General features: G+C 68.3%; 11 protein-coding genes and 1 rRNA gene. 4 read left to right on the forward strand and 8 right to left on the reverse strand.

The window, feature by feature from the left end; all coding sequences use genetic code 11:
- The first annotated feature begins 105 nt into the window (after positions 1-105).
- On the forward strand, positions 106-756 hold the full coding sequence (locus BM060_RS26095; protein ID WP_074984530.1) for a cell wall hydrolase: 651 nt from the start codon (positions 106-108) through the stop codon (positions 754-756).
- Between the two features lie 453 nt (positions 757-1,209).
- Here the strand turns inward: BM060_RS26095 and BM060_RS26100 are convergent, their stop codons facing one another.
- From BM060_RS26100 to BM060_RS26110, 3 genes are all read right to left on the reverse strand, one after another.
- On the reverse strand, positions 1,210-3,384 hold the full coding sequence (locus BM060_RS26100; protein WP_074984533.1) for a TonB-dependent siderophore receptor: 2,175 nt from the start codon (positions 3,382-3,384) through the stop codon (positions 1,210-1,212).
- A gap of 584 nt (positions 3,385-3,968) precedes the next feature.
- On the reverse strand, positions 3,969-4,436 hold the full coding sequence (locus BM060_RS26105) for a GNAT family N-acetyltransferase (RefSeq protein ID WP_083426845.1): 468 nt from the start codon (positions 4,434-4,436) through the stop codon (positions 3,969-3,971).
- A gap of 83 nt (positions 4,437-4,519) precedes the next feature.
- On the reverse strand, positions 4,520-6,229 hold the full coding sequence (locus BM060_RS26110) for an amidase (RefSeq protein WP_074984535.1): 1,710 nt from the start codon (positions 6,227-6,229) through the stop codon (positions 4,520-4,522).
- A 227-nt stretch (positions 6,230-6,456) separates the two neighbouring features.
- On the opposite strand from BM060_RS26110, the gene BM060_RS26115 reads away from it, so the two are divergent.
- A complete protein-coding gene (locus BM060_RS26115; protein WP_074984538.1) occupies positions 6,457-7,110 on the forward strand; it encodes an alpha/beta hydrolase in 654 nt (217 codons plus the stop codon).
- Between the two features lie 3 nt (positions 7,111-7,113).
- On the opposite strand, the gene BM060_RS26120 is transcribed toward BM060_RS26115, so the two are convergent.
- Genes BM060_RS26120 through BM060_RS26140 form a run of 5 tightly spaced genes read right to left on the reverse strand, consistent with a single transcriptional unit; the run spans position 7,114 to position 12,400 of the window.
- Positions 7,114-8,394, reverse strand: a complete 1,281-nt coding sequence (locus BM060_RS26120) for a CaiB/BaiF CoA transferase family protein (RefSeq protein ID WP_074984540.1) — start codon at positions 8,392-8,394, stop codon at positions 7,114-7,116.
- 13 nt (positions 8,395-8,407) lie between these two features.
- Positions 8,408-9,736: an MFS transporter gene (locus BM060_RS26125; RefSeq protein ID WP_074984542.1), complete on the reverse strand. Its 1,329-nt coding sequence runs from the start codon at positions 9,734-9,736 to the stop codon at positions 8,408-8,410.
- Positions 9,737-9,782: 46 nt separating this feature from the next.
- Complete coding sequence (locus BM060_RS26130) at positions 9,783-10,781, reverse strand: acyl-CoA dehydrogenase family protein (protein ID WP_074984544.1); 999 nt, start codon at positions 10,779-10,781, stop codon at positions 9,783-9,785.
- A gap of 9 nt (positions 10,782-10,790) precedes the next feature.
- Positions 10,791-11,939 carry an acyl-CoA dehydrogenase family protein gene (locus BM060_RS26135; RefSeq protein WP_371857848.1) on the reverse strand — a complete coding sequence of 383 codons (1,149 nt, stop codon included), beginning with the start codon at positions 11,937-11,939 and terminating at the stop codon, positions 10,791-10,793.
- A complete protein-coding gene (locus tag BM060_RS26140) occupies positions 11,936-12,400 on the reverse strand; it encodes a MaoC family dehydratase (protein ID WP_074984549.1) in 465 nt (154 codons plus the stop codon). Before BM060_RS26140 ends, BM060_RS26135 begins: the two co-directional genes overlap by 4 nt.
- A 111-nt stretch (positions 12,401-12,511) precedes the next feature.
- On the opposite strand from BM060_RS26140, the gene BM060_RS26145 reads away from it, so the two are divergent.
- Together BM060_RS26145 and BM060_RS26150 are read left to right on the forward strand one after the other, a co-directional pair.
- A complete protein-coding gene (locus BM060_RS26145) occupies positions 12,512-13,429 on the forward strand; it encodes a LysR family transcriptional regulator (protein ID WP_074984551.1) in 918 nt (305 codons plus the stop codon).
- Between the two features lie 876 nt (positions 13,430-14,305).
- Positions 14,306-14,451: ribosomal RNA gene (locus BM060_RS26150) — 16S ribosomal RNA — on the forward strand; the annotation flags it as partial.

Here is a 14,451-nt window from a genome sequence, read left to right on the forward strand (position 1 = left end):
AATATGAATGATCCGCCAGCGCGGCGGTCTACAGAACCGAGCGAAGCCGGCCGGCAGCGCCGCGAACAGGCGTGGCGCGCCAGGTGCCGGCGAGTGAGGTCGATCATGCGCTGGGCAGTCCGGGTCGCGTGCATCGTCGCCTTGCTGTTCGGCGCCCCGGCATTCGCCGGGCCGCTCGGGCAGAAGGCCGCGGTGGCGGAGAACAAGGCCGAGGTGCTCGAGGAGCAGGCGGCCGAGCAGGGGGCGACCGGCACGGCCGCCCAGGTCAGGCCCATCACCCGCAGCGAGGCCCGCGCCGTGGACCCGGCCGGGGAGGCGCCGCTGGACGACGCCATCACCTGCCTGGCCCGCTCCGTCTATTGGGAGGCCAAGGGCGCATCGCGCGGGGACATGGAGGCGGTGGCCAACGTGGTGATGAACCGGGTGGCCAGCAAGGACTTCCCCGATACCGTCTGCGCCGTGGTCAAGCAGGGTTCGGAGAGCAGGAGCTGCCAGTTCTCCTGGTGGTGCGATGGCCGCCCCGACCAGGTGGTGGAGGAAAAGCGCTACGACCTGGCCCGCGACATAGCGCGCAAGGCGCTCAACCGCCAGTTGCCCGATCGCACCGACGGCGCGCTGTACTTCCACGACCGCCACGTCAGGCCGTCCTGGGCGAGGACCTACCTGAGGACGGCGCGGACCGAGCACTTCCTGTTCTACAAACCGCGCCTGGGCGGCGAGCCGATAGCCCGCAGCGGGGCGGGACGGCGGCCGTGAGCGGGAGCGGCGGTCTTGCCGGGGGGCGGGGTTTGTCTGCGATAGCCGGAGGTTCCTGTGCGGATCGCGGATAAATCCGCTCCTACGGTTTGCCCCTTGCACCGTCCCTCCCCGTAGGAGCGGATCTTATCCGCGATCCGGCCGGCAGGCCGGCGTGTATCGCTGACCGCGGACGGAGTCTCATACCCCTGCCATTCCCATGTAGGAGCGCGCCCTGCGCGCGATTCGCGGGCAGGGCGCGCTCCTACAGGGAGGGTGCAAGGGGCAGGCCGGCGTGTATTGGTGATCGTGGATTAGGGTACGAACGGGCACGGCTTCTCGTAGGAGCGAGCTTGCTCGCGAACAAGCCCCGTAGCGGAGTCTGTTCGCGAGCAAGAACTAGGCGTCCCCCTCGATCCTACGAAGAGCACCTCGGCGCAGCCTGCAAGACAGCTGCTCGGTGCTCCGGGGCCGCTACATGGAGTACTTGACGCTGAACATCAGGTTGCGCGGCTCGCCGTAGTTCAGGTTGCCGAAGCTGATGCCGCTGTAATAGTACTTGTCGAAGATGTTGTTGAAGTTGACGCGGGTGTCGATGTTCTCGCTGACCCGGTAGCCGAGCATGGCGTCGACCACGGTGTAGCCGCCCTGCTGGAAGCCGGTGGTGGTGTCCTCGGTCTGGCTCTGGGTGGTCAGGTTGCCGCCCACGCGCCATTTGTGCAGGTCGCCCGGCAGGTTGTAGGTGGTGGCCAGCTTGAACAGGTGGCGCGGCTTGCTCGGGTCGAAGGGCTTGCCGACGTTGGATTCGTCGGCGTCATGCTTGTACTTCGCGTCGACGTATGTGTAGCCCACCATCGCCTGCCAGCCTTGGCTCAGCTCGCCGCTCAGTTCCATGTCCACGCCCTGGCTGCGGACCTTGCCGGAGGCGCGCTGGCAGTAGTCGAAGGAGCTGGGGTTGGCCGGGCACGGGTTGGGGCTGCTGGTGTCGTCGGTGGCGCGGTTTTCCTGGTCCACCTGGAACAGCGCGATCTGCGAGTTCAGCGCGCCGCCGAAGTGCTCGCCCTTCAGGCCGATCTCGTAGTTCTTGCCGGTGATGGGGGTGAGTACGTTGCCGGTGGCGTCCAGCGTGTCCTGGGGCTTGAAGATGTCGGTGTAGCTGGCGTAGACCGAGTAGGTGTCGTTGAGGTCGTAGATCACCCCGGCGTAGCGGGTGACCTTGCGGGTGACCTTGAAGACGTCGGTGTCGCCGTGGGCGTCGGCCTCGTACCAGTCCAGGCGGCCGCCGAGAATGACCTTGAGCGGGTCGGCGATGTTCAGCCGGGTGGTGACGTAGGTGCCTTTCTGCTCCTGGTCGAGCTTCATGCCCCAGAGGTTCATGTCGATGTTCGGCTTGAGGGTCGAGGCCGGGTCCCACTGCGTCGGGTCCATCGCGCCCAGCGGCGTGCCGTCCTTCTTGAACAGGTCGCCCCAGCCGCCGTGGCCGTCGAAGCGCTCCTGGCGATAGCTGGCGCCCACCACCAGTTCGTGCTCGCGGCCCAGCAGCTGGAAGGGGCCGTTGGCGAAGGCGTCGTAGCTTTCGTGGTCGTCTGTGTAGTCGTACTTGCCGGCGCCCTGGGTCATGGTCGGGCAGTCCTGGGTGTAGTAGCAGCTGTTGTACAGGCCGAGCATGTTGATGCGCGCCCACAGCTTGTCGGCCGCCAGCTTCATCTGCCAGCCGTTGTCGAAGCGGTGGGTCAGGTCGCTGAACAGGTGCGTGGTCTTGGTATCCCAGTAGGACCAGTCGGCGCCGTAGTAGTCGGAGCGCTTCAGGTCCAGGTGGCGGCCGCCCAGCGGGGCGGGCAGGCCCACCCAGTTGTCGTTGCGGTTGTCGTCCTGATAGGAGGCGCCGATGGCCAGGGTGGTGTCCGGGCTCAGGTCGGCCTCGGTGATGCCGTAGAGCACGCCGCGCTCGCTGCTGACGTAGTCCTGGAAGCTGTCCTTGGTCTGGTAGGCCATCACGGCGCGGCCGCGCAGGGTGCCTTCGCTGTTCAGCGGGCCGGAGACGTCGGCTTCGCTGCGGTAGCGGTCCCAGGTGCCGGCGCTGCCTTCCAGGCTCATGTGGAAGTCCTGGGTGGGGCGCTTGCGCACCATGTTGATGGCCGCCGCCGGGTTGCCGGCGCCCTGCATCAGGCCGGTGGCGCCGCGCACCACTTCGACGCGGTCGAACATCGCGAGGTCCGCCGCGGAGATCACGTCCTGGGTGTAGGTGGAGATGCTGGTGGGCAGGCCGTCGTACATGATGTTGTCGACGTCGAAGCCGCGCGAGGCGTAGCTCACCCGCGCCGGGCCGTACTGCTGGACGGTCAGGCCGGTGACGCCCTTCACCGCGTCGTTGAGGTCGTTCATGCCCTGGTCGTCCATGCGCTGGCGGGTCACCACGCTGACCGACTGCGGCGTCTCGCGGATCGACATGGGGATCTTGGTCGAGGTGCGCATGGCCTTGGTGGTGTAGGAGCCGCTGCCTTCGGTGGTGGCGGCTGCGGCGGGGTCCTGGGTACCGAGCACCTCGGTGGCGCCCAGGTCCACACGGTCATCCTTGGCCGCGGCCTGGATGGCCAGGGGGAGGGCGGAGAGGCTTAGCAACAGGGCGCTGGATACTACTTGTCTCATTTTGCAGGGTCCTGGTCGGATGTAAGCCGCATGAGGCCGTGGCAGAGGCCGGCTGCGATTCTTGTTTACGTAGGAAATCGGAGAGGGATTTCTCCGTCGGCAAAATGGTAAGGAAAGGTAAATATGTTGTAAATAAAAACAATTAGCATTTACAAACAATCACCGAGGTGGCCTTGAGGGACGGTTGTTTCCAAGGAGGGATCATCGCGGACGGAGTCCGCTCCTACGGTTCCGGGGGAGTACGGACGTAGGAGCGACTGTCTTGCAGGCCGCGCCGGGGCGCTCTTCGTAGGATCGAGGGGGACGCCTAGTTCTTGCTCGCGAACCGCATGGCATCGCGCTTGTTCGCGAGCAAGCTCGCTCCTACGAGAAGCCGTGCCCACCTGCAACGTAGGAGCGGACTCCGTCCGCGATTGGCCACCGGCCATGCAAGTCGTCGGACATCGGTGCTCCGGCCAGCGGCGGATAACCGCGAACGGTTATTCGCCCTACGTGCTGTCGGCAGAGGAGGATTTTTCCTGCGACCGGGCTTTCATTTCCGGCTGAGGGGAATGTCGTAGGTGTTTGCTGTGGGGGCAGGGCGGCTACCCATGCGCCTTACATGGCGCCGCTTGCAGCATGTACCGCAGGTAGCCGTTGGGTGAGGTGCCCAGGTGGCGGAAGCCCGCCCGTTCGTAGAGACGGCGTGCCGGGTTGTCTTGGCGCACGTTCAGGGTGAGGTGGCTGAAGCCTTCGGCCCTGGCCGCGGCGATATAGGCCTGGAGCAACGCATCTCCAACGCCCTTGCGGCGGAAAGCGGCGCAGACGCCGAGCGTGCAGAGTTCGGCATGGCCCTCGTCCGGCATCCAGAGGCTGTAGCCTACGGGCTGTCCTTCCAGGGTGGCGATGGTCAGGTGCTCCAGATGCTCGACCCAGCGCGTCAGGTGCCGCTCCAGTTGCCGGTACCAGTCGTCCTCGTGGGCCGGCTCCCATTGGCGGATGTAGGCCAGCTCGCCGCGGTAGACGAAGGGGAGGTCGCTGGCCAGTGCCGGCCTGAGGGTGGGTTCGTTCATGGCGGGCGGCCCTCCTTGGCGCTTCGATGTCGTTCTGCAGCGGGCGGGACCGGCGCCTGCGCGCCGACCCGCCCGTGGCCTCGTCAGCCGTGCGCCAGCGGCGGGGTGCGCGGGGGGACGATGCGGCGCTTGCCGGTCGACTCGAAGGCCGCGGCGAAGCGCAGCAGGGCCGAGTCGTCGTAGGCGCGGCCGGCGAAGGTCAGGCCCACCGGCATACCGATGTCCGCCATCACGCCCATGGGCACCGTCACCGTGGGCACGCCCAGGTGGCGGATGGCGAGGTTGCCGTTGGCGACCCACACGCCGTTGCTCCAGGCGATGTCCGCCGAGGCCGGGTTGACGTCGGCGTCCGCCGGGCCCACGTCGGCCACGGTGGGGAAGAGCACGGCGTCGAGGCCGAGTTCGTCCATCCAGTCTTCCAGGTCGAGCTTGCGCGTCTTCTCCAGGCCGCGCAGGCCATCGGGCAGGGTGGCGATCTGGTCCCAGGGCTTGATGCCGCGCTGGGCCATGCGCACGTATTCGTCCATGCCGGCGGCGAGGTCGCCCTCGCGGTTGGGCAGGGTGCCGGGGTCGTGGGGGAAGATCAGCTCGCCCTGCACGTCGGCCAGGCGGTTCAACTTGGGATCGCCGTTGGCCCGCAGGAAGTCGTCGAAGGCCCAGCCGCTCAGCTCCCACAGCTCGTCGTGGAGGAACTCCTTGGAGACGATGCCGCGGTTGAACACCGTCGGCGCGCCGGGGCGGTCGCCCTCGCAGTTGGAAACCAGCGGGAAGTCCACCTCGACCACTTCGGCGCCGGCCGCTTCCAGGGCCTTGCGGGCCTGTTCCCAGAGGGCGATCACCGAGGGCCGGGTGTGGATGCGCTGCCCGGTCGGGCCACCGATGCCGGGGTTCTCGCTGGTGCCGGCCGCTTCATCCATGTTGATGAACATGCGCGGCACGCCGAGGCGCTTGCCGACCAGGGCGTCGGCCTTGGCGGCCAGTTCCAGGTAGGACGCCGGGCGCACCGAGGCGACGTCGGGAATCGGCACCCAGGGTTGCAGGCGCCACAGGTCGCCGCGCTTGTCGGCGTCCTCGGCCACCACCGTGTCCAGCACTTCCAGCAGGTCGGCCATGGTCCGGGCGTAGGGCACCACCACGTCCATGGTCGGCGTCAGCGGCCAGTTGCCGCGCACCGAGATCACCCCGCGCGACGGGGTGTAGGCGCACAGGCCGTTGTTCGAGGCCGGGCCGCGGCCGCTGGACCAGGTTTCCTCGGCCAGGCCGAAGGCGCAGAAGCTGGCCGCGGTGGCCGTGCCCGCGCCGTTGGACGAGCCGGAGGCGAAGGGCGCGGTGAGGTAGGCGGCGTTGTAGGGGCTTTCGGCGCGGCCATATACGCCGCGCTGCATGCCGCCGTTGGCCATGGGCGGCATGTTGGTCTTGCCCAGGCAGATGGCGCCGGCGGCGCGCAGGCGCTCGATGGTGAAGGCGTCGCGGTAGGCCACCAGGTCCTTGAAGGCCGGGCTGCCGGAGGCCGCGGTCAGGCCCTTCACCAGGTAGCTGTCCTTGGCGGTGTAGGGGATGCCGTCCAGCGGGCCCAGCGTCTCGCCCCGGGCGCGGCGCGCGTCGGACGCCTCGGCCTCCGCCAGCGCATCGGGGTTGCGCACCACGACCGCGTTCAGCGCGGTGGGGGTGTTGGCGCCGTCGTGGGCATCGATCCGCGCGAGATAGGCCTTGACCAGTTCGACCGCGGTGGTGCGGCCGGACTCGAGCGCGTCGCGCAGCTCGGCAATGGAAACCTCGGTTACCTCGATCATGCTGTCACCGCCGCTTGCAGGTGGGTGGTCGCGAAATCGGCTTTCATACTGTCCTCGTTCACTGCTTGTTCGACGCCAGGCCCCGGGCCCGGCGGCAGTAGAGCAGTGTATCAGCTCGCCCGGGGATGGCAGAGGCGGGGCATGGGCGGTCGCATGCGTGCTTTTTGCCCACCCCGGGGATTGCCTGGATTACCCTGGCCACCCGCTTTCCGAACGAGAACACCGCGATGCCCGATGAAGACCGCAACCCGCTGCTGATCGATGGCCCGGCAGGCCGGATCCAGTTGCTCATCGACGCCCCGGCCGGCCCGGCCCGCGGCGTGGCCATGGTCAGCCACCCGCAGCCGCTGCTCGGCGGCAGCCCGCGGCACCTGGTGCCGCTGACCCTGGCGCGGCGCCTGAGCAAGGCCGGCTGGCTGGCGGTGCGCCCGAGCTTCCGCGGGGTGGACGGCACCGAGGGCGAGTACGCCGAGGGCATCGGCGAGGCGCAGGACAGCCAGGCGGTGGCTGCCTATCTGCGCGAGCGCTACCCGGACCTGCCCCTGGCGCTGGTGGGCTTTTCCTTCGGCGCCTACGTGTTTGCCCGCACCGCCCGCGACCTGGCGCAGCCGGCCGAGGCCTTGGTGCTGATGGGCCTGCCGGTGGGCACGGTGCCCGGCGGCCGGCACTACGAACCCATGGCGCTGCCGGCGGACTGCCTTCTATTGCACGGCGAGGCCGATGAAATGGCGCCGCTGGCCAATCTGCTGGACTGGGCGCAGCCCGAACAGCGCCCGGTCACCCTGTTCGCCGGCGCCAACCATTTCTTCAAGGGCTGCCTGGACCGCGCGGTGGACCAGGTGCTGGCCCACTTGCGCGGGGTGGAGCGGTTGCCGGGCTGAACCTCAGCCGGCCTTGGCGGCGCGTACGGTCGATGGCTGGGCCAGGGCGATGGCGCCTTTGGCGGCCAGCTCGGCCAGTTGCGCGGTCGCCAGGCCCAGTTCCTCGCCCAGCAGGCTGGCGGTGTCCTGGGCGAACACCGGCGGCGCCAGGCGGTAGCTGGGCGGCGTGGCGGAGAACTTGGCCGGGTAGCCGAGCAGGGTGACCGGCGTGCCGTCCTGGCGCTGCAGCGTCTGCAGCATGCCGCGGGCCTGCACGTGCGGGTCGGCCAGGGCCTGTTGCAGGTCGTTGATCGGCCCGCCGGGGACGCCGGCTTCTTCCATGGCCGCCAGCAGGTCGGCGGCGCGCCAGGTGCCGATGGTCTTCGCCAGCTCCACTTCCAGTTCGCGGCGATGCTGGCTGCGCCCGGCGTTGCGGGTGAAGCGCGGGTCGCCGGCCAGGTCATCGCGGCCGAGCAGGCGGCACAGCGCCTGGAACTGGCCGTCGGCGCCGCAGGCCACGAGGATGTAGTCGTCGCTGCAGGCGAAGTCGCGGTAGGGCACCACGTTGGGGTGGGCGTTGCCCAGGCGCTGCGGCACCTGGCCGCCGACCAGGAAGTTCATGGCCTGGTTGGCCATCAGCGACAGTTGGCTGTCGAGCAGCGCGCAGTCGATGTGCTGGCCCTCGCCGCTGGCATGGCGGTGGTTGAGGGCGGCGAGGATGGAGATGGTGGCGTACAGGCCGCAGAACAGGTCGCTGACTGGCAGCCCGACTTTCAGAGGCCCGGCGCCGGGCTCGTCGTCGCGGTGCCCGGTGATGCTCATCAGCCCGCTCATGCCCTGCACCAGGAAGTCGTAGCCGCCGCGCCCGGCGTAGGGGCCGGTCTGGCCGAAGCCGGTGACCGAGCAGTACACCAGGCGCGGGTTGAGCGCCTTCAGTGCGGCGTAGTCCAGGCCGTAGCGGGCCAGGGTGCCGACCTTGTAGTTCTCCACCAGCACGTCCGCCGAGGCGGCCAGCCGGCGCAGCAGGGCGGCGCCGTCCGGATGGCCGAAGTCCACGGCGATGGCGCGCTTGTTGCGGTTGGCGCAGAAGTAGTAGGCGGCGTCCCAGGTCTGGCCGCTGTCTTCCAGGAAGGGTGGGCCCCAGGTGCGGGTGTCGTCGCGGCGGCTGGGGCGTTCCACCTTGATCACGTCGGCGCCCAGGTCGCCGAGGACCTGCGTGGCCCAGGGGCCGGCCAGGACCCGCGACAGGTCGAGGACGCGCAGGCCGGCGAGCGGGCCTTGGTGGGTGGCTTGCGTGTTGCTCATGCTGTTCTCCGAATCAGTGCAGGGGTTGGCCACGGGTTTCCGGCATGCGCAGGAAGGCCACCAGGGTGATGACGGCCATGGCCGAGACGTAGACCAGGAACCACTGCTCGTCGCCGCGGCTCTGCAGCCAGGTCATCAGGTATGGGGTGGTGCCGCCGAAGATCGCCACCACCAGGTTGTAGGGCAGGCCGATGCCCAGGGCGCGGATGTCGGTGCTGAACAGTTCCGACTTGATCGCCGGGGCGATGGCCGAGTACAGGCCATAGAGCAGCAGGCCGAACAGTTCCACGGCGAGGATGGCGCCGAAGGAGGCGTTCATCGAGCGCACCACCGGGTACAGCAGCAGGGCGTAGCCGAGGGCGAAGACGATCAGCTGCGGGCGCCGGCCGATGCGGTCGGACAGCCAGCCGAACAGCGGCTGCGAAAGCATGAACACCACCAGTGCCAGGCTACTGGCGCCGTAGGCGGTGCCCGGCGAGGCGCCGAGGCTGCGGATGGCGTGCACCGGCAGGTAGCTGACGAACAGATAGAAGGCGAAGGCCCCCAGCAGGCTGATGCCCACCAGGCGTTTCACCGCCTGCGGATGCTCGCGCCAGAGCGTGCGCAGCGGCTGCTCCAGGCGCTGGCCGCGGCGCTGTTCGTGGCCCTTGCGGAAGGCCGCGGTCTCCTCCACGCCATGGCGGATCCAGAAACCCGCCAGGCTGCCCAGGCCGCCGATGAAGAAGGGGATGCGCCAGCCGAAATCCATCAGTTGCTCGCGGCTCAGGCACTGGCTGAGCAGCCAGGCCAGCCCGGAGGCCACCAGCAGGCCGAGGGCGATGCTGGCGAAGAAGAAGCCCGAATAGAGCCCGCGCTGGCTGGCCGGCGCCGACTCGGCGAGGAAGGTCGCCGCGGCGCCGTATTCGCCGCCCACCGACAGGCCCTGGACCATGCGCGCCAGGACCATCAGCAGCGGCGCGGCGATGCCGATGCTGGCATAGGTGGGCATCAGGCTGATCAGCAGCGAAGGCAGGGCCATCATCAGGATGGTCAGGTTCAGCGCCGCCTTGCGTCCGGCGCGGTCGTTGAACACGCCGATCACCCAGCCGCCCAGCGGGCGCATGGCGAAGCCGATGGCGAATACGGCGAAGCTGGCCAGCAGCGCAGTGGTCTCGTTGTCGGAGGGGAAGAACTGGTGGCTGAAGTAGAGGGCGAAGGCGGTGTAGACCGTCCAGTCGAACCATTCCACGGTGTTGCCGATGCTACCGGCGACGATGGTGCGCCAGGCGATGGGCGTGCCGGCGCGCGGGGCGGCCCCGGCGAGCGCCGGGGCCTGCTGGGTTTGGCTGAGTAGCTGGGCCATGGGTGTTCTCCATTGTGATTGTTATGAGAAGCACGGGTGCCGCGGATCAGGCGGCGGGCAGGTGGCGTTCGAGGAAGGCCAGGCTGTTTCCCGGGCCATCCAGGGCCGCGCGGCCGATCAGCGGCTGCCAGGCCGACTCGCTGCCGTAGTCGGCGCGCCACTCGTGGAGACGCCGGGTGTACAGTTGCAGGTCGTACTCCTCGGTGACGCCGATGGCGCCGAGCACGCCGTGGGCGATGGCGCAGATGCGTTCGGCGGCGGCGCTGCAGCGCGCCTTGGCCACCGCGGCCGGAACGCTGGCCGGCCACGAGGCGCCATGCAGCGCCAGCTGTGCCGCCATGCGTGCGGCGAAGACTTCCTCGGCCAATACGCTGAGCTGCTGCTGGATGGCCTGGAAGCGGCCGATGGGCTTGCCGAACTGCTGGCGGGTATTGGCGTATTCCAGGGTCAACTGCAGGACGCGTTCGCCGGCGCCGGCGATCAGCGCGGCGCTGAAGGCGGCGCCCAGGGCGCGCCAGTCGCGCCCGGCCGGCAGGCGCAGGGCGTCTGCGGGCAGACCGGGCCAGCTCAGGTCCTGGGCCAGGCTGGCGTAGACGCCGTTGGCCTGGCGTTGCGCCGAGGCCAGCGGCAGCAGCCAGGCGCCATCCGGCAGCTCGGCCAGCAGCCACTGGGCGCTGGCGGCGAAGGGCACCTGGCGGCACACCAGGGTGTCACCCTCGCGCCGGCCGGTTGCCAGGGCGATGGGGCCTTCGGGCAGCGGCAGGCCGGTTTCGGCCAGCGCCGCGCGTACCCACCAGGTACTGGCCAGGGGCAACGGCAGGGCTGCGCCGCCGGCGGCGAACAGGAGGCGGCAGGCGGTTTGCGCACTGGCCGCGGCGCCGCCCTGGGCTTCGGGCAACAGCAGGTCGGCGAAGCCGTGTTCGGCCAGTGAGCGCCAGAGGGCATCGGCAGGCTCGCCCAGGTCGATGCGGCGGACCCGTTCGAGGCTGACTTCGCCTTCCAGCCATTGGCCGAAGGCGTCGATGATCAGGGTGTCGAGGTTCATGGCGGGCTCCTATCGCAGGCCAAGGCCGCGGGCGACTACGCCGCGGAGGATTTCGCGGGTGCCGCCGCGCAGGGAAAACACCGGGGCCATGCGTTCCAGGTAGGCCAGGGTGCGCTGCAGCAGGTGCGGCGCCTCGGCGCCGTCGATGGCGCCCAGCACGTCGCCGAGCAGGGCGGGGATGGATTGCTCGAAGGCGGTGCCCAGGTCCTTCACCAGCGCGGCCTCGACCACCGGGCTGCGGCCGTCGGCCAGTTGCGCGGCGAGGCTCACCGAAAGCGCGCGCAGCACCATCAGTTCGCCGAGCAGTTGGCCCAGCAGGCGTTCATGGCCGGGCTGCGGCCGTACGCGCAGCCAGTCCATCCACGCATCGAGCAGTGCGATGCTGGAGTAGATGCGTTCCGGCCCGCTGCGCTCGAAGGCCAGCTCGGCGGTGACCTGCTTCCAGCCTTCGCCTTCCTTGCCGACCAGGGCGCCCTCGGGTAGCTGCACGTCGTCGAAGAACACCTCGCAGAAGTGCTCGGCGCCGGTGAGGTCGCGGATCGGGCGGATGCTCACGCCCGGCAGGCTCAGGTCGACGATCACCTGGGACAGGCCGCCATGGCGGTCCTCCGCGCTGCCGGAAGTGCGCACCAGGGCGATCATGTAGTGGCTGTGCTGGGCGTAGGTGGTCCAGATCTTCTGGCCATTGAGCCGCCAGCCGGTGGCATTGCGCTCGGCGCGGGTGCGCACGCTGGCCAGGTCCGAGCCGGAATTGGGTTCGCTCATGCCGATGCAGAAGAACTGCTCGCCACGGCAGATCGCCGGCAGGTGGAAGCGCTTCTGCGCCTCGCTGCCGAAGCGCAGCAGCAGCGGCCCGCTCTGGCGGTCGGCGATCCAGTGGGCGGCTACCGGCGCGCCGGCGCAGAGCAGCTCTTCCACCACCACGAAACGGGCCAGGGGGTCGAGGCCGGCGCCGCCATACTCGCGGGGCAGCGTCAGGCCGACCCAGCCGCGCGCCGCCAGGGCCCGGCTGAAGTCGGCGTCGAAGCCCTGCCAGCTGCGCGCGCGCAGGTCCAGCGGATAGTCGCCCAGGCGCTCGGCGAGGAAGGTGCGCAGCTCGCTGCGCAGGGCCTCGTGGCGGGGCGGCAGGGGGCGGAAGTCGAGGGCTTCGAGCATCAGCCTTCACCCCGTCCGGCCAGCAGGCGTTTGACCTGATATTCGATCACCGTTTCCGCGCGCTGGTTGAGCACGCTGACGCGGGAAGTGACCACGGCGCGGCCGTGTTTGGAGGTGGGGCGGACCTCCTCGATTTCCACCAGCGCTTCCAGGGTGTCGCCCACCACCACCGGGCCGCGCACGCTCTTGTGCAGCTCCAGCAGGGCCAGGCCGGTGCCCTGCAGCATGGTCTGCATGAGGATGCCCTCGATCAGGCTGTAGCTCAGCGCGGCGGGCACCGGGCGGCCCTGGATGGCGCCGGCGAAGGTGCTGTCGATGAAGATGACCTCGGTTTGCCCGGTGACGCCGACGAAGCCGATCAGGTCGGCCTCGGTGACGGTGCGGCGGTAGGTGCGGAAGCGCTGGCCGGGTTCGAGGTCCTGCCAGTGATAGCCTTGCCCGAGGGCGATTTCGTTGTGCGCCATGGAGTCACTCTCCTGTTGGGATTGTTGGCATCGAGTGGCTTCAGGCTATGGTCGGTATCCTCGTTCATCCAATATTATTTGGCGCATTATTGATACGTATGGAGTATCAGTGTGGAGCTGCGCCAGATTCACCAATTCCTCGCCCTCGCCGAGACCCTGAACTTCCGCGAGGCCGCCGAGCGCCTGCACATGTCCCAGCCGCCGCTGTCGGTGTCGATCCGCAAGCTGGAGGAGGAGATCGGCCTGCCGCTGTTCGAGCGCACCACGCGCCAGGTGAGCCTGACCGAAGCGGGCCAGGCCGTGCTGCCGGAGCTGCGCAAGGTGCTGCTGCACCTGCAGCAGGCGCAGCGTTACGCGCTGGAAGCGGGCGCCGGCGCTCGCGGCCAGCTGACCCTCGGCTCGGTGGGTTCGGCGACGCTGTCGCTGGTCCCGCGGCTGATCCCCGAGTTTCGCCGGCGCTACCCGGGCATCGCCCTGGAGCTGCGCGAGCTGCCTTCCAGCGGGGTGCTGGAGCTGGTCGAGAACGGCCGCGCGGACGTCGGCCTGGTGCGCTTCCCGCTGCCCCAGCCAACGTCGTTGCAACTGATTCCCCTGGAGTGGGAGCCGATGATGCTGGTGGTGCCGCGCGACAGCCCGCTGGCTGGCGATGGCCGCCGCCGTGTGCACCTGGCCGAGGTGGCCGACCAGCCGCTGATCGACTACCCGCACAGCGAAGGGCTGCACTACGTGCTGTTGCAGCTATGCCAGGCGGCGGGGTTCGTGCCGCAGCTGGTGCATTCCACCACCCAGGTGCAGGCGGCCATCAGCCTGGTGGCCTGCGGGCTGGGCGTCGCCCTGGTGCCGGCGCTGCACGCGCGCAATTCGGCGGCGCCGGTGTGCTTTCTGGAACTGGAGACGCCGCACCAGGAGCGCACCGTTGGCCTGGCGCTGGTGTGCAACCCGGACAACGAGAGCCGGGTGGTGCGGCAGTTCCGCGACGTGGCGTTGGAATTGCTGGGAGTGGAAGAGGAAAGCGGGGTTGGTCGGTAAGCCCGACACCTGGCCTGGGAGCGGCAGGCATCGATGCCCAATGCGTCCTTCGCGGAGAAGGCACCGCGCAGAAATGCAGGGGAGGGGGAACTTGTCGCCGTGGCGCTGTCTACAGAAGCGATTCCCCCGCCTCGCCGGCATCGGGCGATGCTTCAGCGGTGAGGTGGGGGATCAGCTCTCTTGCCTTGGGCAGTAGTCCTACTGCCCGGTCTGCCGCTGGTCCCGGCGCCTGTCGGTGGAGCTGCGGTAGACGCGCAGCAGCTCCAATGCCAAAGCTGCCAGGCAGATGAATGCGATGACCTTGATATCCATATCCAATGTTCCCTGGGAAATTCATAGAAATGTATGGCGGTCGCCTGGGTCTCCTTGGCGGTGCCGCTGGACATGCTGCCGGGGCGCTGGCGATCAGGCAAGTGTCGGGCGACCGGCTGTGGCGCCAGTGGAGTGGCGGCGCTATCTATATAGAGGCCGCCTAATCATGGCGGGCGCCGGAGTCGGGCCTGAACCGCATGGCTCCAATCGGGAAACACGATGTTGAAAGAAGTGTTGACAACCATTCGGAGGTCTATATAATTCGCCGCCCGTCAACTGGCAAAGCCCATAGGGTTTTACATAAGACGCTGAATTTAAAGAAAATATTTTTTAAATTAGGTGTTGACGGGAAGTGAAGTTGCTGTAGAATGCGCGGCCTCGGTTGAGACGAGAGAATCAACCAACTGCTCTTTAACAAGTTGAATCAAGCAATTCGTGTGGGTGCTTGTGAGTTAAGACTGGTGATCGCAAGATTATCAGCATCACAAGTAACACTCGTGAATTCGAGAGTTTTTTGCGATTGCTGAGCCAAGTTTAGGGTTTTCTCAAAACCCGATCAGTATTGAACTGAAGAGTTTGATCATGGCTCAGATTGAACGCTGGCGGCAGGCCTAACACATGCAAGTCGAGCGGATGAAGGGAGCTTGCTTCTGGATTCAGCGGCGGACGGGTGAGTAATGCCTAGGAATCTGCCTGGTAGTGGGGGACAA

The sequence above is a fragment of the Pseudomonas citronellolis genome (assembly GCF_900112375.1).
Taxonomy (GTDB): Bacteria; Pseudomonadota; Gammaproteobacteria; order Pseudomonadales; family Pseudomonadaceae; genus Pseudomonas; species Pseudomonas citronellolis.